This is a genomic window from Streptosporangium sp. NPDC049078 (genome assembly GCF_040648855.1).
Taxonomy (GTDB): Bacteria; Actinomycetota; Actinomycetes; order Streptosporangiales; family Streptosporangiaceae; genus Streptosporangium.
Genome location: NZ_JBEZEL010000022.1, coordinates 149,938 through 168,230, shown reverse-complemented (window position 1 = coordinate 168,230; position 18,293 = coordinate 149,938). Strand labels below are relative to the sequence as shown.

Annotated in this window: 17 protein-coding genes; 9 read left to right on the top strand and 8 right to left on the bottom strand. The window is 69.2% G+C overall.

Annotated features, from left to right (window positions below; genetic code table 11):
• Positions 1 to 99: 99 nt before the first annotated feature.
• The 4 genes from AB0B90_RS32840 to AB0B90_RS32825 all read right to left on the bottom strand — a co-directional run bounded on the left by AB0B90_RS32840 (position 100) and on the right by AB0B90_RS32825 (position 2,914).
• Positions 100 to 279 (bottom strand): hypothetical protein, encoded by a 180-nt coding sequence (locus AB0B90_RS32840; RefSeq protein ID WP_329086969.1) that lies wholly within the window; start codon positions 277 to 279, stop codon positions 100 to 102.
• A 102-nt stretch (positions 280 to 381) separates the two neighbouring features.
• A complete protein-coding gene (locus AB0B90_RS32835) occupies positions 382 to 903 on the bottom strand; it encodes a YbhB/YbcL family Raf kinase inhibitor-like protein (protein ID WP_362926248.1) in 522 nt (173 codons plus the stop codon).
• 225 nt (positions 904 to 1,128) lie between these two features.
• On the bottom strand, positions 1,129 to 1,980 hold the full coding sequence (locus tag AB0B90_RS32830; protein WP_350950268.1) for an ABC transporter ATP-binding protein: 852 nt from the start codon (positions 1,978 to 1,980) through the stop codon (positions 1,129 to 1,131).
• A complete protein-coding gene (locus tag AB0B90_RS32825) occupies positions 1,973 to 2,914 on the bottom strand; it encodes an ABC transporter permease (protein ID WP_350950269.1) in 942 nt (313 codons plus the stop codon). Before AB0B90_RS32825 ends, AB0B90_RS32830 begins: the two co-directional genes overlap by 8 nt.
• Positions 2,915 to 3,417: 503 nt before the next feature.
• Here AB0B90_RS32825 and AB0B90_RS32820 point away from each other — a divergent pair.
• From AB0B90_RS32820 to AB0B90_RS32800, 5 genes are all read left to right on the top strand, one after another.
• On the top strand, positions 3,418 to 5,049 hold the full coding sequence (locus AB0B90_RS32820; protein WP_350950270.1) for an ABC transporter substrate-binding protein: 1,632 nt from the start codon (positions 3,418 to 3,420) through the stop codon (positions 5,047 to 5,049).
• A gap of 116 nt (positions 5,050 to 5,165) precedes the next feature.
• Entirely contained in the window at positions 5,166 to 6,104 is a 939-nt protein-coding gene (locus tag AB0B90_RS32815) for an ABC transporter permease (protein WP_350950271.1), read from the top strand.
• A complete protein-coding gene (locus tag AB0B90_RS32810) occupies positions 6,097 to 7,041 on the top strand; it encodes an ABC transporter permease (protein WP_350950272.1) in 945 nt (314 codons plus the stop codon). Before AB0B90_RS32815 ends, AB0B90_RS32810 begins: the two co-directional genes overlap by 8 nt.
• Positions 7,042 to 7,050: 9 nt before the next feature.
• Entirely contained in the window at positions 7,051 to 8,088 is a 1,038-nt protein-coding gene (locus AB0B90_RS32805) for an ABC transporter ATP-binding protein (RefSeq protein WP_362926247.1), read from the top strand.
• Positions 8,072 to 9,085, top strand: a complete 1,014-nt coding sequence (locus tag AB0B90_RS32800; RefSeq protein WP_362926246.1) for a dipeptide ABC transporter ATP-binding protein — start codon at positions 8,072 to 8,074, stop codon at positions 9,083 to 9,085. The genes AB0B90_RS32805 and AB0B90_RS32800 overlap by 17 nt, the downstream gene beginning before the upstream one ends.
• Before the next feature lie 368 nt (positions 9,086 to 9,453).
• On the opposite strand, the gene AB0B90_RS32795 is transcribed toward AB0B90_RS32800, so the two are convergent.
• On the bottom strand, positions 9,454 to 10,047 hold the full coding sequence (locus AB0B90_RS32795; RefSeq protein ID WP_362926245.1) for a hypothetical protein: 594 nt from the start codon (positions 10,045 to 10,047) through the stop codon (positions 9,454 to 9,456).
• A 499-nt stretch (positions 10,048 to 10,546) separates the two neighbouring features.
• Positions 10,547 to 11,353, bottom strand: coding sequence for an SAM-dependent chlorinase/fluorinase (locus AB0B90_RS32790; protein WP_362926244.1), 807 nt, complete (start codon positions 11,351 to 11,353; stop codon positions 10,547 to 10,549).
• A gap of 118 nt (positions 11,354 to 11,471) precedes the next feature.
• Here AB0B90_RS32790 and AB0B90_RS32785 point away from each other — a divergent pair, with 118 nt between their 5' ends.
• Positions 11,472 to 11,774 (top strand): DUF3263 domain-containing protein, encoded by a 303-nt coding sequence (locus tag AB0B90_RS32785; RefSeq protein WP_350950277.1) that lies wholly within the window; start codon positions 11,472 to 11,474, stop codon positions 11,772 to 11,774.
• 283 nt (positions 11,775 to 12,057) lie between these two features.
• Positions 12,058 to 12,837 carry a trehalose-phosphatase gene (otsB, locus tag AB0B90_RS32780; RefSeq protein ID WP_362926243.1) on the top strand — a complete coding sequence of 260 codons (780 nt, stop codon included), beginning with the start codon at positions 12,058 to 12,060 and terminating at the stop codon, positions 12,835 to 12,837.
• 13 nt (positions 12,838 to 12,850) lie between these two features.
• Here the strand turns inward: otsB and AB0B90_RS32775 are convergent, their stop codons facing one another.
• Positions 12,851 to 14,044, bottom strand: a complete 1,194-nt coding sequence (locus tag AB0B90_RS32775; protein WP_362926242.1) for an MFS transporter — start codon at positions 14,042 to 14,044, stop codon at positions 12,851 to 12,853.
• Positions 14,045 to 14,126: 82 nt separating this feature from the next.
• Positions 14,127 to 15,551, bottom strand: coding sequence for a trehalose-6-phosphate synthase (locus AB0B90_RS32770; protein ID WP_362926241.1), 1,425 nt, complete (start codon positions 15,549 to 15,551; stop codon positions 14,127 to 14,129).
• A 264-nt stretch (positions 15,552 to 15,815) separates the two neighbouring features.
• Here AB0B90_RS32770 and AB0B90_RS32765 point away from each other — a divergent pair, with 264 nt between their 5' ends.
• Entirely contained in the window at positions 15,816 to 16,373 is a 558-nt protein-coding gene (locus AB0B90_RS32765; protein WP_350950281.1) for an RNA polymerase sigma factor, read from the top strand.
• A 284-nt stretch (positions 16,374 to 16,657) separates the two neighbouring features.
• The gene (locus tag AB0B90_RS32760; RefSeq protein WP_350950282.1) at positions 16,658 to 18,199 is read left to right on the top strand and encodes a S1 family peptidase; all 1,542 of its coding nucleotides are present in this window, start codon (positions 16,658 to 16,660) and stop codon (positions 18,197 to 18,199) included.
• The last annotated feature ends 94 nt before the right edge of the window (positions 18,200 to 18,293 follow it).

Sequence of the window (18,293 nt, the reverse complement as noted above, 5' to 3'; positions counted from 1 at the left end):
GCATCGGCGAAGGGTCATGAGTCGAAGGGCTGTGAGCCGAAGGCCCATGAGGCGACGGGGAGCCGGATCGGTGGGCACCGACCCGGCCTCCCCGTCGCCTCAGCGTCCCGGGCCTCGCACGGAGGTGCGACGGGCGATCTCGGCCTGGAGTCTGGCCATCTGCCAGTGCAGCTCGATGAGCTGCTCGGTCAGCTGGAGACGCGGAATCTCTGACGGGTCCTCGACGGACAGGTGGTCGATCGCGGTGGACAGCTCTCGCATCGCGCGCCCCCACTCCATGACGGCTTCCTTGGATCGAAACAACGTTCGAATCATACCGGAACACCGAACACGCTGTCAGTTCATTGCCCCTCGTGTCCCGCCCGGGAGCGCGCCGTATCGCTAGTTCTGGTACTCGGGCGTCACGTATCCGCGGGCCAGGGTGTGGGCGGTGATGTTGAAACCGACCACGGCGGGCGGGGCGTCGGCGCCGACACCGAGCTTCTCCACGTCGAGGGCGTGCACCGCGAAGATGTAGCGGTGCGGGTCGCCGGGCGGCGGTGCGGCGCCGCCGTAGGCGTTGTGGCTGTAGTCGTTGCGCCCGTGCACGCCCACGCCGCCGTCACCGGCACCCGCGCCGGCGGGCAGCTCGGTCACGTCGGCCGGGATGTCGAACAGCAACCAGTGCCAGAACCCGCTGCCGGTGGGCGCGTCGGGGTCGAAGCACGTCACGGCGTAGCTGAGGGTGCCCTCGGGAGCGCCGGACCAGCGCAGGTGAGGAGAGACGTTCTGGCCGGTGGAGCCCCAGTCGTTGAAAACGTGGGTCTCCGCCATGCGCTCGCCGTCGCGGACGTCGTCGCTCTCGACGGTCAGCGCGGGGACCCGGGGCAGGAAGTCATATGGAATCGGTGGCCGCGTGGACACGATTCACCTCCGATGGAAGCGTCTTGTCGGTCGCTCCTCATCCTGCCCTGCCCGCGGACCGCGTAGCGATCAACGCCCCTGTGATCGAAGACCGCCTGATCGGAGAGCTGTGGTCAAGGCGTGTGTGATCGCCGATCGGACCGGTGGCATCGAAGGCCGCCGATCGAGCTCGTGGCTCGGACTCGCCCGATCAGCCGCGTGATCGGTCTCCTGCCGCGGGTGTGGTCAGACCTTGTTGTAGGCGGCGAGGACCGTCTTCGGGTCGCCGTCCATCTTGATCTTGCCCTTGTGCAGCCAGAGGACCCGGTTGCAGGTCTCCTCGATCACGTCGAGGTTGTGGGCGACGAGGAAGACGGTGCCGGCCTCGTCGCGCATCTTCTTGATGCGGTCCTGGCTCTTGCGCCGGAACTCGCGGTCACCGGTGGCGAGGGCCTCGTCGATGAGCAGCACGTCGTGGGACTTCGCCGAGGCGATGGCGAAGCGGAGCCTGGCGCCCATGCCCGAGGAGTAGGTCGACATGGGGAACTGCACGAACTCCCCGATGCCGGAGAAGTCGACGATGTCGTCATACTTCTCCTTGACCTGCTTGGGGTTCATGCCCATCGCGTAGCAGCCGAGCACGATGTTGCGCTCGCCGGTGAGCTCGCGCATCAGCGCGGCGTTGACGCCGAGCAGGGAGGGCTGGCCGTCGGTGTAGACGGCGCCGGAGTGCGGGGGCAGGAGCCCGGCGATGGCGCGCAGCAACGTGGACTTGCCGGAGCCGTTACGGCCGACGATGCCGATGGCGTCGCCGTGGCGGGCCACGAAGGAGACGCCGCGCACGGCGTGCACCTCCTTCATCTGCGGCCGTCCCTGGCGCTTGACGAGGCGCATGAGGGCGTTGACGGCGTTGCCCTTCTCCGCGTCGCTCGCCGCGCCGTACACCCGGTAGATGATGTGCAGGTCGTCCACGATGACCGTGGGGGCGCCCTCGGGGGCAGGGGCGGGTTCCGGGTTGGGGTGCACCCTGACGTCCGTGCTCGGCACGGCGGGCTCCTCGGCCTTCACTCGGGACAGCTCCTCGGTCAACTCAGCCACGGCCGTACTTCTCCTCGGCTCGCCAGAAGTACCAGAAGCCGCCGAGCAGAGCGAACAACGCCCAGAATACGCAGACCCCCCAGATGTAGGGGCGGGCCGGGTGGGTGTGCATGAGCAGGTCCCGCATGAGCTCGATGTACGCGGCGGCGGGGTTGAAGTACATGACGTCGGCGACCCACTGGGGGAGACCGGCGCCGTTGGGGCCCACGACCTTGTCCTCGATGGAGAAGAAGACCCCGGAGGCGTAGAGCCAGGTGCGCATGATGAAGGGGAGCAGCTGGTTCAGGTCGCGGGAGGTGGAGCCGACCCTGGCGAGCACCAGGCTCGCACCGACGTTGAACATCGTCTGCAGCAACAGGGCGACCGGGACCAGCAGCCACATGAGGGTGAGATCCTCGCCGGTGATCAGCACCAGGCTGAACAGCACGCCCATGGAGATGAGCAGCTGCTGGAACTCCTGGATCGTGTAGGCGAGCGGGAGCGCGGCGCGCGGAAAGTGCAGGGCCCGGATCAGCGACAGGTTGCCGGAGATCGCCTTGGCGCCGCTGCTCACCGAGCGCTGGGTGTAGGTGAAGACGAACATCCCGGTGATGAGGAAGGCCGGGTAGTTCTCGATGTTCCCCTTCGCGCCGAGGATCAGGCCGAACATCACGTAGTAGATGCCCGCGTTCAGCAGTGGCGTGAGGACCTGCCACAGCTGGCCCAGGGCCGAGTTGCTGTACTTCGAGACGTTGCGCGACGTGGCGTACGTCGTGATGAAGTGGCGTCGTTCCCACAGTTGGCGCAGGTATACGGGCAGACTCGGGCGTGCGATGGCACGCCGAAGACCGTGGCGCGCGGCGAGCTTGGCCAGCGGCTCCTGCCCCTGGGCGGAGGTGCCGTTACTCGGGCCGCCCGCCTGGGCGTCCGCGATCGCGGATTCCGGCTGGCTCATGGCAAGGACTCTATTGGATGCGAGTGGATGAAGTGCCTGCGGCGGGGGTTCGCCGCACACATTGGACGGGATCTCCGGGCAACAGGTTCCAGGGCAATTGTGCGGTTCTTCCGCGGGACACCAGGCCCTTCGCGGTCGGGTCAGCGCAGGCCCAGGTCAGGGTCATGGGAGGGCAACGGATGCGATCAGTGTCGGCGCGGGGGTATTTTGGCGTGACCGTTCACGTCCTACGTGTGCCTGGATGTCGTTTTCATGGACATCCGAGGTCTCGATCTCGTTGAGTTGACAGACATATGACAGTGAGTCAGTCAATGCGTAACCGAACTGCAACATCACAGATATAAGTCGGTGTGGAGCGGTAGAGGATAGTCGCGAGCGATCGGTGTGGCGTCAGCACCCGGACAGCGGCAGCGGGAAGCAGGGACCACAAGATCCTCCTTCGCGGTGCTCGGGGTCACGGAGCCCAGTGTCGACGCAAGCCTGCAAAGGGAGGATTTACCGCAATGCGTGTTACCAAGAGTGCCCGGTTCACCGCCGGCGCCGCGTTGCTCGCCCTCGCGCTGACCGCGTGTGGTGGTTCGACGTCCCCGGACGGTGGGGCGGCAGGGGCCGACCAGCCCGTGCGGATGGAGCTCGGTGAGCCGCAGAAGCTCTTCTATCCCGGTGACACCACCGAGTCCGAAGGCTCCGAGGTCCTCGCCGCCATCTTCGCCCCGCTGGTCGGCTACGACGAGAACAAGCAGGTCGTGGACGAGGTCGCCGAGTCGATCGAGTCGCCGGACAACACGGTGTGGACGATCAAGCTCAAGCCGGGCTACACCTGGCACAACGGCGAGAAGCTGATCGCGCAGAACTACGTCGACGCGTGGAACTACGCCGCCAACCAGGACAACGTCCAGGGCGCCAACGGCTTCTTCAGCCGGGTCGACGGCTGGGCCGACCTGAACCCCGGCGAGGGCCAGACCGTCTCCACCAAGGAGATGAAGGGCCTCAAGGTCGTCGACGAGAGCACCTTCACCGTCACTCTCAGCAAGCCGTTCTCGCAGTTCAAGACGATGCTGGGCTACACGGCGTTCTACCCGCTGCCCAAGGCGGCCTTCGGCCCCGACGGTAAGATCACCGAGGAGTACGCCAGGAAGCCGATCGGCCAGGGCTACTTCCAGATCGACAAGCCCTACAACAAGGGCACCGACCAGACGATCGACCTCACCCGGTACGACGCCTTCGCCGGGACGAAGCCGAAGTTCGCCAAGCTCCAGTTCAAGCTCTACACGAGCCCGGAGACCGCGTTCAACGACCTGGCCGCGGGCAACCTCGACATCCACGACTCGCTGCCCCCGTCGGCGATCGCGAGGGCGAAGTCCGAGCTCGGCGAGCGCTACATGGACGAGGCGGACGCCGGCGTCGGCTACATCGGCTTCCCGATGCAGTACAACAAGACGTACGCGAACGTGAAGGTTCGCGAGGCCATCTCCATGGCCATCGACCGCAAGACCATCGCGGAGAAGGTCTTCTCCGGCACGCGCGCCCCGGCCGACGACTTCATCAACCCCCTCCTCGACGGCTACCGCGCCGGCGCCTGCGCGGCCTGCGGCTACGACCCCGACAAGGCCAAGGCGCAGTACGCGGAGAACAACGGTCCCAAGACGCTGGAGCTGGGCTACAACACCGACGGCCCGCACAAGGAGTGGATCGAGGCCGTCGCGAACAGCCTCCGCGCCAACCTGGGCATCGAGGTGACGGTGAAGCCCTTCGAGAAGTTCGCCTCGATCCTCGACGAGCTCGAAAAGAAGTCCTACGGCGGTATGTTCCGGATGGGCTGGGCGATCGACTACCCGTCGGCGGAGAACTACCTGACCCCGATCTTCTCCAGCGTCGCGATCAAGACCGGCTCCAACTACGCCGGCTGGTCGAACAAGGAGTTCGACGAGCTCCTGTCCAAGGGTGACACCGCCCCGACGCAGGAGGAGGGCCTGAAGTTCTACCAGCAGGCCGACGACATCCTGATCAAGGAACTTCCCTACATTCCGGTGTACTTCTACCGGACCAACGCCGCGTTCTCCCAGCATGTCAAGGGCGTCAAGATCAACCTTCTCAACCAGATCGAGTGGGCCGAGGTCGAGAAGACCGGCTGACGAACGGCTGAGGGGCCGGGCGGGAGCCCGGCCCCACCGGCCGCCCGGGACGATCTCGCGGCACCGCGCGACCCGCCGGTCCGCGAGATCGTCCCGGGCACCTACGGGAGACACGAATGGGCCGTTACATCCTCAGGCGCCTGATCCAGTCGATACCGGTGCTGCTGGGCGCCACCCTGCTCATCTACGCCATCGTCTTCGCGCTGCCCGGCGACCCCATCGCGGCGCTGGCCGGCGAGAAGCGCATAGACCCCAACATCGTCGCCATCCTGCGCGAGCAGTATCACCTGAACGATCCGTTCCTGGTGCAGTACTGGTACTACATCACCGGCCTGTTCGGCGGTGACTTCGGCACCACCTTCGCCGGTGTCGGAGTCGGCGAGATCATGGCCGGCAAGTTCCAGGTGACCATCAACCTGGCGGCGACCGCCCTGGTGATGGAGGCCGTCATCGGCGTGGGGCTCGGCCTGTACGCGGCGCTGCGCCAGGGCAGGGCCGGCGACTCGATGATCCTCGCCTCCACCCTGGTGCTGATCTCCATCCCCACCCTCGTCACCGGCTTCGTGCTCCAGCTGCTGCTGGGGGTGAAGCTCAAGCAGGCGGGGATCGACCTCTTCCCCGTCGCGGGCGTGACGGAGGGCTGGCGCAGCTACCTGCTGCCCGGCTTCGTGCTCGCGGGGACGTCGATCGCCTACCTCACCCGGCTCGCGAGGAACAGCCTGGTGGAGATCCTGCGCGCCGACTACATCCGCACCGCGGTCGCGAAGGGCCTGCCCCGGAAGCGGATCGTCGGGCGGCACGCGCTGCGCAACGCGCTGATCCCGCTCGTCACCTACCTGGGTGCCGATCTCGGCGTGCTGATGGGCGGCGCGGTGATCACCGAGACGATCTTCAACCTGCCGGGGATCGGCCAGCAGCTGTTCAGCTCCGTATATCTGCGCGAGCAGCCCGTGGTCGTCGGCATCGTGACCGTCCTGGTGCTGATCTACATCCTGGCCAACCTGGTCGTCGACCTGCTCTACGCCGTGCTCGACCCGAGGATCCGCTATGAGTGACACCCTTGTCCCGGCCGGAGGGAAGACCGGGGGCCCCAAGCACGGCAAACCGCGCAGGGGCGCCAGAGGCGCGAAGGCGCCCAAGGCCGCGAGCCTGTGGGGCGACGCCTGGTACGACCTGCGCCGCCGCCCGCTCTTCATCGGAGCGTCCATCCTCATCGCCGTCCTGGTCGTGATGGCGGCGTTCCCCTCGCTGTTCACCTCGGTGAACCCGTTCGACGCCAGGAGTTGCCAACTCGGCGACGCCCGGCTGGGCATGAGCGAGGCCCACTGGTTCGGCACGGACAACCTGGGCTGCGACATCTACGCCCGCACCGTCTACGGCGCCCGCAACTCGATCGTGGTCGGTCTGGCCACCACGATCGTCACCGCGCTGGTGGGCGGCCTGCTCGGCCTGTTCGCCGGGTTCACCGGCGGCGCGCTGGACACCCTGCTCTCCCGGATCACCGAGATCTTCTTCGCGATCCCGTCGATCCTGGGCGCCCTGCTCATCCTGGCGGTGTTCCGCACGGGCAACGTGTGGACCGTCATGCTCGCGCTCGCCGTGCTGACCTGGCCGATGACGTACCGGATCATGAGGGCGGCGGTGATCACCGCCAAGAGCCAGGACTACGTGCTCGCGGCGAGGGCGCTCGGCGCCTCCGCGTCGCGGATCATGTTCCGGCACATCCTGCCGAACGCGATCGCCTCGGTGATCGTGGTCGCCACGATCAACCTGGGCTACTTCATCGCCGCCGAAGCAGGTCTGTCCTTCCTCGGCGTGGGCCTGCGCTCGCCGGACATCTCGTGGGGACTCATGATCTCCGACGCGAGGGAGCGCTTCCTGGAGGCTCCGTGGGCGCTGCTCTTCCCGGCGCTGTTCCTGAGCCTGACGGTGCTCGCCTTCATCATGCTGGGCGACGCGGTCCGCGACGCCCTCGACCCGAAGCTGCGGTAAGGGGGAGCCGTGAAGAAGACCTCGACACAGGTGGTGCCCTCCAGAGAGACGCCGGGCGGCGAGCCGCTGCTCGTCGTCGACGACCTGCACGTGGAGTTCGTGACCAGGCAGGGCGTGGTCAAGGCGGTCAACGGGGTCGGCTACTCGCTGAACCCCGGGGAGACGCTCGCCGTGCTCGGCGAGTCCGGCTCGGGCAAGTCGGTGACCGCGCAGGCCATCATGGGCATCCTCGACTCCCCGCCGGCCCGCGTCCCCCGGGGCGAGATCCGCTTCCGGGGCACGAACCTGCTCGGCCTGTCGGAGGAGGCCCGTGCCCAGGTGCGCGGCCGGCGGATCGCGATGATCTTCCAGGACGCGCTCTCCGCGCTGAACCCGGTGTTCACCGTCGGCGACCAGATCGGGGAGATGTTCCGGGTGCACCGGGGCGCCTCCAGACGCGACGCCACCAAGAAGGCGATCGAGCTGATGGACCGGGTCCGCATCCCCGCCGCCAGGCAGCGGGTGCACGACTACCCGCACCAGTTCTCCGGGGGGATGCGCCAGCGCATCATGATCGCGATGTCGATCGCGCTCGACCCCGAGGTGCTGATCGCCGACGAGCCGACCACCGCCCTCGACGTGACGGTGCAGGCCCAGATCATGGAACTCCTCGGCGAGCTGCGGCGCGAGAGCGACATGGGCCTGATTCTGATCACCCACGACCTCGGCGTGGTGGCCGACGTCGCCGACAGGATCGCGGTCATGTACGGCGGGCGGATCGTGGAGAACGCCCTCGTGCACGACATCTACCGCAGGCCCGCCCACCCGTACGCCAAGGGCCTGCTCGACTCGATCCCCCGGGTCGACCAGAAGGGCCAGGAGCTGTACGCCATCAAGGGCATGCCGCCGAACCTGCTCGACATGCCCACGGGCTGCGCCTTCCACCCCCGGTGCCCGTACCGTCAGGACGACTGCGTCGTCGACGCGCCCCCGCTGTACGAGATCGGCCCGACGCGCGCCAGCGCGTGTCACTACTGGAGGGAGGTCCTCGATGGCAGCCACGGGTGAGCCGATCCTTGAGGTTCGCGACCTGGTCAAGCACTTCCCGCTCACCCAGGGCATCGTCCTGCGCAGGCAGGTCGGCGCGATCAGGGCCGTCGACGGGGTCTCCTTCGACCTGCGCCGGGGGGAGACGCTCGGCATCGTGGGCGAGTCGGGGTGCGGCAAGTCCACGCTGGCCAAGCTCCTGATGGCGCTGGAGCGGCCGACCTCGGGTTCGGTGAGGATCAACGGCCGGGAGATCGCCGACGCGAGGGGCGGCGAGCTCAAGCGGGCCCGCCGCAACATCCAGATGGTGATGCAGGACCCGTACACCTCGCTGAACCCCCGGATGACCGTGGGCGACATCATCGGCGAGCCGTTCGAGATCCACGGTGAGGTCGTACCCAAGGGCGACCGGCGCCGCAGGGTCCAGGAGCTCCTTGAGGTGGTCGGCCTCAACCCCGACCACATCAACCGCTACCCGCACCAGTTCTCCGGCGGTCAGCGTCAGCGCATCGGGATCGCCCGCGGGCTCGCGCTCCAGCCGGAGATCATTGTCTGCGACGAGCCGGTCTCCGCGCTCGACGTGTCGATCCAGGCGCAGGTCGTGAACCTGCTGGAGCGGCTGCAGGACGAGTTCGGCCTCGCGTACGTCTTCATCGCCCACGACCTGTCGGTGGTCCGGCACATCTCCGACCGGGTGGGGGTGATGTACCTGGGCAAGATGGTGGAGATCGGGAAGGACACCGAGATCTACGACCGGCCCGCGCACCCCTACACCCAGGCGCTGCTGTCGGCCGTTCCCGTGCCCGACCCCGAGGGACGCGAGCGCCGTGAGCGGATCATCCTCCAGGGCGACCCGCCGTCTCCCGCCAGTCCGCCGTCGGGGTGCCGGTTCCGTACGCGCTGCTGGAAGGCCCAGGAGATCTGTGCCGTCGAGGAGCCGCCGCTGCGGGTCAGGCCGGGCACCGCGCACGCGAGTGCGTGCCACTTCACCGAGACCCACGACGTGATCCACGCCTAGGAGGGGTCGCGGAGACCGGGGGCCCCGGGAGGACGGCGAAGGACCGGCGGAGCGGTCTCGCGGGCGGGGTGGGGAACGGTGCGATCCCCGCGTGGAGTCGCGGAGGGCTGTGGGGCCGTAGGGCCTGGCTTCGCGAGCGGGCCGGGAGGTGCGATCTCCGCGTGGAGTCGCGAGAGCGGGGTTTCGCGAGCGGGCCGGGAACGGCGAGGGGCCGAAGCGGGGATTTCGCGAGCGGACCCCGGGAACGACGACAGGGCGTGACCCCCACATGGAATTGTGGAGGCCACGCCCTGCCCGCCTTACCGTAGAACGTCTTTACCGCGAGACGCCTTTACCGCAGGACATCCGCTGCAGGGACGTCCGTCCTGCTAGAGGATGTCGACGCCGACGCCGCCGATGCCGACAAGGCCGCCGATGCCGACGCCGTGGCCGACACCGCTGCCGCTGCTGATGATGTTGCCGCCGCCGCCGATGGTGTTGCCGCCACGGCCGATGAGGCCACCGCCGAGGATGCCGCCCCCGCCGAAGCCGCCGCCGTACACGCCGCCGCCGTAGACGCCGCCCCCGTAGATGCCGCCGCCGTACACGCCGCCGCCGTAGACGCCCCCGCCGTAGCAGCCGGCGCCGTACACGCCGCCGCCGTAGACGCCGCCCCCGTAGATGCCGGCGCCGTACACGCCGCCGCCGCAGCCGGTGGTCACGGCCGTGGGGATGACGGTGGTGCCGTAGGTGACGGTGCTCGTCGGGATGAAGGCGGGAGCCGCGCTGACGACGCCGACGCCGACGCCGCAGCAGTCGGCGGCCTTCTTGGCGGCCTTGGCCTGGGCGGCGGCCTTGACGACCGAGGCGGCGGTGACCTTGGTCGCGGAGCTGGTGGAGGACGTGGACGCGGAGGCGGCCACGGCCGGCGCGAGGACGGCGACGCCGACGCACGCGGAGGTGATGAGAAGACGACGAATCATTGTGGTTCCCCCTGGAAGGAAATCGTCGCGGCAGTGTATGAGGCCTTTTGAAAGGACCGTCTGCGCGCGGCTACTCAAAGTAACGGGAGTGAGACTATCCAGCGACATGCTTTCTGGAGGGTCAAGAATGGTCAGCTTGTGGTAATGATCGCGGATCCGTGATTGAACGAATAATGGCCGATCACTGTTTCGATCCGGGCGCGTCCGACCTGCCACGCCCCTGCGGATTCCTTAACTGCCAGGTCAGCTCGTATATCCGGTGGAGGGCAGGCCGCTCGCGGGCGGCGAGGACGGTGAGCCTCGACGACGCCGAGGTCGGAGGCCGGGCCGGGGGGAGCGAGAGAACGAAAAGGGGTCATTGTCCGGGGGAATGTGGACACGTCATCGGAATTCCGGCATGCGTATTTACAGGTGAAACGATCCTTCGGCTACAACGATAATTCGGTAAACGGCATAACGCGTCGGGAGACTTCTCCCTAAGTCGCTTTTTCTGCGCCTTTCACGGGCAGGGAGAGAGGCGTACGTGGGCTCCGGGCGGCAGGCCGAGCCGCTGGGAGGCATCGCCCGAGTTGACCGCGAGCGCGACCAGCCCGGCCGAGTCGGTGAAGGCCACGATCTCCCCGGGCGGCACGGAGGCGAAGCTCTCCTTGAACGGCACCGAGAGCCGCCGCCTGCCCAGCCAGACCACCAGCGTCTCTCCCAACGCGACGCCCAGCGTCGCCAGGTCGCCGGAGCCGATCGAGAGCTGGGCGTTGCCGTGCCGGTCGATCGAGAGCACCTCGCCCTCGACACAGCCCTCCTGCAGCACGGAGGTGGGCGCGGGCAGCGAGACCAGCCGCTCCAGCGGGATCTCCTGCCCCAGCTCGGACGGGTGGCGCCCGATGGCCAGGTGCGCCGCGACGGGGGCGAAGAGGTCGCGCCCATGGAAGGTCGGCGAGACCGGTTTCAGGAAGAGGTCCGTGTTGGACAGCTCGTAGGCGGCACGCGCGCCCCCGCTGGCGTGGATCGCCCACGACAGGAGCCCGTTGTCCGGGCCCAGGAACACATGCTTGCCGGCCTCGACCGCCACGGCCCTGCGCGAGCCGCCGCCGCCGGGGTCCACCACGGCGACGTGCACGCCGGAGGGAAGATAGGCGATCGTCTGGGCCAGGATCGCCGCACCGCGGCGTACGTCCCCCGAGGGGACCAGATGGCACACGTCGATGATCCGCGACTCGGGAGAGATTCCGGCGATCACGCCGTGACATGCGGCGATGTAGCCGTCTTCCAGTCCGTAGTCGCTGAGAAGGCTGATGACAGAGGTCACATCAGGTGACTGTACGTCGCCACATCCGTCATGAACAGCGCGAAATTCCGGACTATCCTGACTTCGGGCCGCGCGTGCGCGGTGTGACCGCCGCGTGCCCCCGACGGAGGAGGAAGCAATGGACACCGCGCCGAGTTCCGGTGACGGCGCCGCTCCGGAGCCCGCGCAGAGGGCTCTCACCGACAGGGAGCGCGAGCTGCTCGCCTTCGAGCGCCAGTGGTGGCGCTACGCGGGCGCCAAGGAGCAGGCGGTCCGCGAGGTCTTCGACATCTCCGTGACGCGCTACTACCAGTTGCTCAGCGAGCTCATCGACCTGCCGGCGGCGCTCGCCCACGATCCGATGCTCGTCAAGCGCCTGCGCCGGCTCCGCGAGACCCGCCGTCGCGACCGTTCCGCCCGAAAAATGGGCTTGCGACCCTGATCTCCGGGTACGACCGGTCGCGGCGGGCGATCGCGAGAGCCGGGCCGACAGGACGGGCGAGACCTCGAAGGCGGTGAGGGCCGGGCGAGCATGACGCCCGAACACGCTTGAGGGGGTTCGAAGAGGACCGGGCGAGGTTCGGCCGGGCCATGTCGGACGGGGGTCGGACGGGGGTCGGACGGGGGTTCGGCGAGAGTTCGGCGAGAGTTCGACGGGGGCTTGATGGGACTCGTCGTACTGGGACGAGGATGACGGTGACCACACTCGACAGGGCGAGGCGGATATGACGACGAACACGTCCGAAGGGCTGAAGGCGATCGTCGCCGACCCGGCGGGGGCGGTGATCGGGCTCGACTTCGACGGCACGCTGTCCCCGATCGTCCCCGATCCCGCGGCGGCGAGGATCCACCCCGGCGGGGCCGAGGTGCTGGGCAGGCTCGGCCGCCTGGTCGGCGCCGTGGTGATCGTGACCGGCCGCCCCGCCGCCACGGCCGTCGAGTACGGCTCCCTGACCGAGGTCCCCGGGCTGGTCGTGCTCGGGCACTACGGCCTCGAACGCTGGGAGGCGGGCGCGCTCGCCGCCCCGCCCGTTCACCCGGGTCTCGACCTGGCCAAAGGCGGGCTCGTCTCGCTCGTCGCGGGGATCGAGGGGGTGCGGATCGAGGACAAGGAGCGGTCGGTGGCCGTGCACACCCGGCAGGCGGCCGATCCGTGGGCGACGCTCGACGCGCTGCGCGAGCCGGTCGCCGCGCTGGCGGCGAGGGTGGGGCTCACGGTGGAGCCGGGCAAGTTCGTGCTGGAGCTGCGCCCGCCGGGGACGGACAAGGGGGTGGCGCTGAGCGCCTTCCTGGGCGAGCGGGCCGCTCGGTCGGTGCTGTTCGCGGGGGACGACCTGGGAGATCTCGCGGCGTTCGCGGCCGTGCGGGCCTCGGGTCTGCCGGGCGTGACGGTGTTCAGCGGATCGCCGGAGATCGAGGTCGAGGCCGACATCGTGGTGGACGGGCCCCCGGGGGTCCTGGAGCTTCTCACCTCGATCGCCGACGCCGTCGAGCGCGAGGCGTAGGAGGAACGCCCGTTCAGGCCGGCTCGCCCACGCTCCTCAGGGAACGTTCGCCCGCGACGACGAGCAGTCCCGCGACGGCGAGCCCGATCAGGGCGGGGACCATGAGGAACGCCCGCTGGGTGCCGAACCCGTCGGCCAGCGCGCCCAGCAGGAACGGCCCGCTCCCCACCGCGAGCCCGGAGAAGATCGCGGCCATCGCCGACGCGCGGTCCCGCCGTCCGCCGGAGGCGGCGAGCAGCCGCGACAGCGCCATCGGGAAGTGCAGCGCCACCCCCAGTCCGGAGACGGCGAGGCCCACGTAGGAGAAGACCGGGTCCGTGCTCAGCCAGAAGATCGCCCACCCGACGGCCGAGACCAGGAGCGCGCCGAGGAACAGCGCGGTCGGCGGGATGCGCAGGGCGAGCCACGCCCCGGCCAGCCGCCCGGCCGCCATCCCCGCGGTGAACGCCGCGACCGCGGTCGCGGCCACCGCCGCGGGCAGCCCTGTCTGGTCGGAGAACAGCTTGGCCGCCCACAGGTTGAAGCAGAACTCCATCGCGACGCAGCAGAACAGCACGGCGGCGGCGAGGTAGAACCGCCAGCCGAAGCGGACCTCGCCGTCCGTGGCGGCACCGCCGACGGTCTTCTCCGGCTCGGGGATCCGTACGCGACCCATGGCCAGCGCGAGCAGCGCGGCCAGCACGGAGGTCACCAGCAGCGCGGCCCGCCAGCCGAGGGCGCTCTGCGCGGCGGCGCTGACCACGAAAGGGACCCCGATGCCGACGATCACGCAGACGGCGTTGGCCTCGCTGATCGCCGCCGGGCCCGCGGGACCGTGCCGATCGTCGAGCGCGGCCATGCCCGGGAACAGAACGAGCGCGGACAGCGCGCCGGCGACGCCGTACCCGAGAAGGGTGACCGGCAGCAGCGTGGGGGCCGCCGCGACCATGAGCGTGCCGACGCTTATCCCGGCCATCCCGGTCCAGATGGCGGCCCGGCGGCCGATCCTCCCGACCACCCAGGGCAGGACGAGACCGGTGACGATGCCGCCGGCGGCCATCGCGGTCCCGTGCAGCCCGGCGACCGCCTGGGAGACGCCCTGGTCGAGGCGGAGCAGCGGGAGCGCGGAGCTGAGGCCGTACAGGTAGGTGGCGAAGACGCCGAACTGGAGATAGATCAGCCAGGTCGCGCGGTCGCGGATCAGCCGGACGTGCGCGGTCGCGGTCAACTCGGCCCCCGTACGCCGAAGAAGTGAAATAGCCGCCAAAATTATCTCATGTGGGGCTAAAACCGCCCAACAATTTTGATCGTCACCCGAGGGCGTCGAGCTGCTCGGCGAACCACCGGTGCGGGGGGAGCGCGGTCGCCGCGGCGGCGAGCAGGACACCTCTCCTGGAACGCTCGGCCGAGGGCATCGTCAGGCCCTCGTGCAGCGCGGCGGCCGTGGCCGAGACGTCGTAGGGATTGACCGTGAGCGCGTGCTCGCCCAGCTCGGCGGCGGCGCCCGCCTCCCGCGACAGCACCAGCGCGCTGTGCGGCGACAGGATCGGCCCCTCCTTCGCCACCAGGTTCATGCCGTCGCGGATCGGGTTCACCAGCAGCACGTCCGCCAGCCGGTAGGCGGCGAGCGAGCGCGGGTAGTCGTCGTCGACGTTGAGGATGAGCGGGTCCCAGTCCTCGGTGCCGTACTCGTCCTCGATCTCCTTGGCGCAGCGCTGCACCGCCGCGGTGTACTCGCGGTATTCGGGCAGGTCGTGCCGGGAGGGGTAGGCGAAGGCGAGGTGGGTGACCCGGCCGTGCCACTCCGGGTAGGTGGCGAGGAACTGCTTGTAGGCGAGCAGGCCCCGCACGATGTTCTTCGACAGCTCCGTCCTGTCGATCCGCACGATCAGCCTGCGGTCGCCCACCTGGTCGCGGAGCGCGGCCATGTGCGACTCCACATCGGGCTCGGAGGCCCGGGTCCACAGCGCCTTGCCGTCCACCCCCAGGCTGTGGGTGCCGATCCTGGTGGTCCTGCCCGCGTGCGTGACCGTACGCTCCCCGCGGTCGACCCGCGCCCCGAGCACCGCCTCGCAGCAGTCCATGAACGCCCCGCCCCAGCGGTCGGTGAGGAAGCCCGCGTGGTCGGCGCCGAGGATGCCTTCGAGGAGCTCGGTCGCCACGTCGTCGGGGAGCAGGCTGAAGTATTCCGGCGGGGCCCACGGCGTGTGCGAGAAGTGCGCCACCCGCAGGTCGGGGCGCTCCCCCCTGAGCATCGCCGGGGCGAGACTCAGGTGGTAGTCCTGCACCATCACCCGCGCCCCGTGCGGGGCCTCCTCGGCCAGCGCCATCGCGAACGCCTCGTTGTAGGCCTGGTACGACTCCCACTCCCTGCGGAACCTGGCGTCGAAGTGCGGCCGGTTGGGGGTGTCGTAGAGGAGGTGGTGGACGAACCACAGGGTGGAGTTGGCGACCGCGTTGTAGGCGCGGTGGAAGGTCGCCGGGGGGATGTCGAGCATCCGCACCGTCCCGGTGTCGTAGCCCGCCTGGTCGAGCCGGCCGCCGGGCGCGAGCCGCACGGCGCCGCGATCGCCGTCGGACAGTGCCGCGCAGACCCACAGGGCGTTGACGTCCCTCGCGACCTCCGACAGGCCGGAGACCAGGCCGCCACCTCCCCTGCGCATGGACAGTGAGCCGTCCTCGGAGAGGGTGAAGGAGACGGGGCCGCGGTTGGAGGCCACCAGGATCGCGCTCATGAGATCCCTTCACTGGCTGGGGACACGCCTGTTTTCGAAGGTTAACCGGCACCTGACCGGGCTGTCCTCGCCCTTCGGGTCAACGAAAGAACGGTGTTCAACGAATTGTGTCAGCTCTTGTCGGCAGGTGAAGTGATGAGGCCCGACGTATCACCTTTTTGGCGGCGAGAAGGGGAGGGCTTTGGCAGGGAGAAGGGGAGGGGCGCCGTCCGAGGGCCGGACCATAGGATGTCCAGCGACCGTGACCGCTGATGGGGGCCCGTGATGGCGCTGGACGAGACGACCGAGGACCTGGCCCGATCGGCCGCCCAGGGCGACCACCGCGCGCTCGGTGAGCTGCTGAGGCGGATCGAGCCCGCCGTGCTCAGGCACTGCGGCCGGATCCTTCCCTTCAGGCAGGACGCCGAGGAGGCCTGCCAGGACACCCTGCTCGCGGTGGCGCGCAACATCGGCCGGTTCGAGGGGCGTGCCCGGTTCAGCACCTGGCTGCACATCGTGACCGCCAACTGCGCGAGGACCACCTACCGCTCGCTGAAGCGCCGCGCCGCCGAGCAGAGCTCGGACGAGCTGCCGCTGCAGAAGCCGGACGTCGCCCGGGTGAGCGTGATCGCCGGGTCCCGGCTGGACCTGCTCGACGCGATGGAGGCGCTGGAGGCCGAGAAGCCGGAGCTCGCCCAGGCGCTGGTGCTGCGTGACATCTGCCAGCTCGACTACAACGAGGTCGCCGAGCAGCTCCGGATCCCGCTGGGCACCGCCAAGTCGCGCATCCACCAGGCGCGCAAGTACGTCCAGGGCGCCCTGGGCGACGCCTACGGCTTCTGATCCCGACTTCGATCCCGGCTGCCCGGTCCGGGTCTGTCCTGGTCATCCGGCCCCGGGGTTGATCTCGACCGTCCGATTCGAGAAGGGCAGCCCGATTCGGGAAGGGCCGGATGGTTCTGGAAGGGTCAGGGCCGGTGGGAACCGTTCGTGAACACTTTCCGCGTGGTGCGTGGCTTCGGCGGCCTTGCCTGATCTAAAGTGACGTTGCCCGCGTCACATGATCAATGGGTGACATGTGGTGATCTCCCCTCGCGCTTCACAGGCAAAGGTCGAGGAGAACCCACATGTCCCGCAGGCACGCCCTCATCGCATCATGCGCCCTGACCGCCACCGCGCTCGCCCTGGCCGCCGTACCGGCCGGAGCCGAGCGTGAGGCGGCGGCTGCCCCGGCCACGCGCGTCATCCCGTCCGCCGATGTGGCCGTGCCGATCGTTTCGGCCGCGCTGAAACCGTCGCCCGCCATGCTGAAGGCGCTTGAGCGCGACCTTCGGCTGACTCCGGCCGAGGCTCGCGAACGCCTGCTCAACGAGGCCCGCCTCACCCCGATCGCGTTGCGGATGGCCGAAAGACTCGGTCCCCGTTTCGGCGGTGCCTGGCTTCGGGGAACCACCGCGGACACCCTGGTGACGGCCACCACCAGTGACACCGATATCCCCTCGATCCTCGCGGCGGGCTCCGAGGCACAAATCGTCCCCAGGTCACTGGCGGAGCTCAAAGCGATCCAGTTGAAGCTCGACCTCTCCCCGAACCACTCGCATTACGTGGCGGGCGTGCGTTATGTCGACGTGAAAAGGAACAAAGTAGTCATCCTCTCCCTGAATCCCGAGGCGGCCGAGAGCATCGTCCTGGGCAGCGACGTGGACGAGAGCGCGGTGCAGGTGGTGCCCGCCGCCGAGGCTCCTCTGCCCCTGTACGACCTGGTGGGCGGCAACGCCTACTACATCGGTTCCACCAGTCGCTGTTCGATCGGCTTCCCCGTGCTCAAGGGTACCCAACCGGGCTTCGTCAGCGCGGGCCACTGTGGAAAGGCCGGCGACACCACCACCGGCTTCAACCGAGCCATCCAGGGCGTCTTCCAGGCGTCAACCTTCCCCGGCCACGACTACTCCTGGGTCATGGTCAACGCCGACTGGACCCCCACCTCGTCGGTGGACGACGGCCAGGGCGGCGTCGTGTCCGTCGCCGGAGCCACGCCCGCCATCGAGGGGGCCTCGGTCTGCCGGTCCGGCTCCACCACTGGCTGGCACTGCGGCCTCATCCAGCAGCGCGGCGCCAGCGTCACCTATCCCCAGGGCACCGTCTCCGGGGTGACCCGCACCAGCGTCTGTGCCGAGCCGGGGGACTCGGGCGGCTCCTTCATCTCCATCGACCAGGCCCAGGGCGTCACCTCAGGCGGCTCCGGCGACTGCGACCAGGGGGGCACCACCTATTTCCAGCCGATCGGCCCGATCCTCACCGCCTACGGCCTGACCTTGAGGACCGTCGCGGGCAATCGGCCACCGTCGGCCCCGAGCACCTGCACCGGCTTCCCGAACACCTACACCGGCACCCTGGCCACCGGCGCGGCCGCCTACCAGCCCAAGGGCCGTTACTACAGGTCGACCACGGGGGGCGCCCACTCCGCCTGCCTGGCCGCCGCCGACGGCGCCGACTTCGACCTGTATCTGCAGAAGTGGGACGGCAGGAGCTGGGCGGTCGTCGCCACCTCCGACGGCCCGGGCGCCAACGAGAACATCTCCTACACCGGCACGGCCGGCTACTACCGCTATCGGGTGGTCTCCTCGTCCGGCTCCGGCGCGTACACCCTGGGGTTCAAGGCGCCGTGACCGCCGACCGGACGCCGCCCGCGGGGCGCGTCCGGCGACGACCGGAAGGGGTGAGGCCCCCGCCGGGCGGACGATCACCGAGGATCGTCCGCCC

Bases quoted from the DNA above. Each gene is read 5' to 3' on its own strand.
- AB0B90_RS32840 (WP_329086969.1), bottom strand. From the start codon at position 279: ATGGAGTGGGGGCGCGCGATGCGAGAGCTGTCCACCGCGATCGACCAC.
- AB0B90_RS32825 (WP_350950269.1), bottom strand. From the start codon at position 2,914: ATGAGCCAGCCGGAATCCGCGATCGCGGACGCCCAGGCGGGCGGCCCG.
- AB0B90_RS32820 (WP_350950270.1), top strand. From the start codon at position 3,418: ATGCGTGTTACCAAGAGTGCCCGGTTCACCGCCGGCGCCGCGTTGCTC.
- AB0B90_RS32815 (WP_350950271.1), top strand. From the start codon at position 5,166: ATGGGCCGTTACATCCTCAGGCGCCTGATCCAGTCGATACCGGTGCTG.
- AB0B90_RS32810 (WP_350950272.1), top strand. From the start codon at position 6,097: ATGAGTGACACCCTTGTCCCGGCCGGAGGGAAGACCGGGGGCCCCAAG.
- AB0B90_RS32800 (WP_362926246.1), top strand. From the start codon at position 8,072: ATGGCAGCCACGGGTGAGCCGATCCTTGAGGTTCGCGACCTGGTCAAG.
- AB0B90_RS32795 (WP_362926245.1), bottom strand. From the start codon at position 10,047: ATGATTCGTCGTCTTCTCATCACCTCCGCGTGCGTCGGCGTCGCCGTC.
- AB0B90_RS32785 (WP_350950277.1), top strand. From the start codon at position 11,472: ATGGACACCGCGCCGAGTTCCGGTGACGGCGCCGCTCCGGAGCCCGCG.
- otsB (WP_362926243.1), top strand. From the start codon at position 12,058: ATGACGACGAACACGTCCGAAGGGCTGAAGGCGATCGTCGCCGACCCG.
- AB0B90_RS32770 (WP_362926241.1), bottom strand. From the start codon at position 15,551: ATGAGCGCGATCCTGGTGGCCTCCAACCGCGGCCCCGTCTCCTTCACC.
- AB0B90_RS32765 (WP_350950281.1), top strand. From the start codon at position 15,816: ATGGCGCTGGACGAGACGACCGAGGACCTGGCCCGATCGGCCGCCCAG.
- AB0B90_RS32760 (WP_350950282.1), top strand. From the start codon at position 16,658: ATGTCCCGCAGGCACGCCCTCATCGCATCATGCGCCCTGACCGCCACC.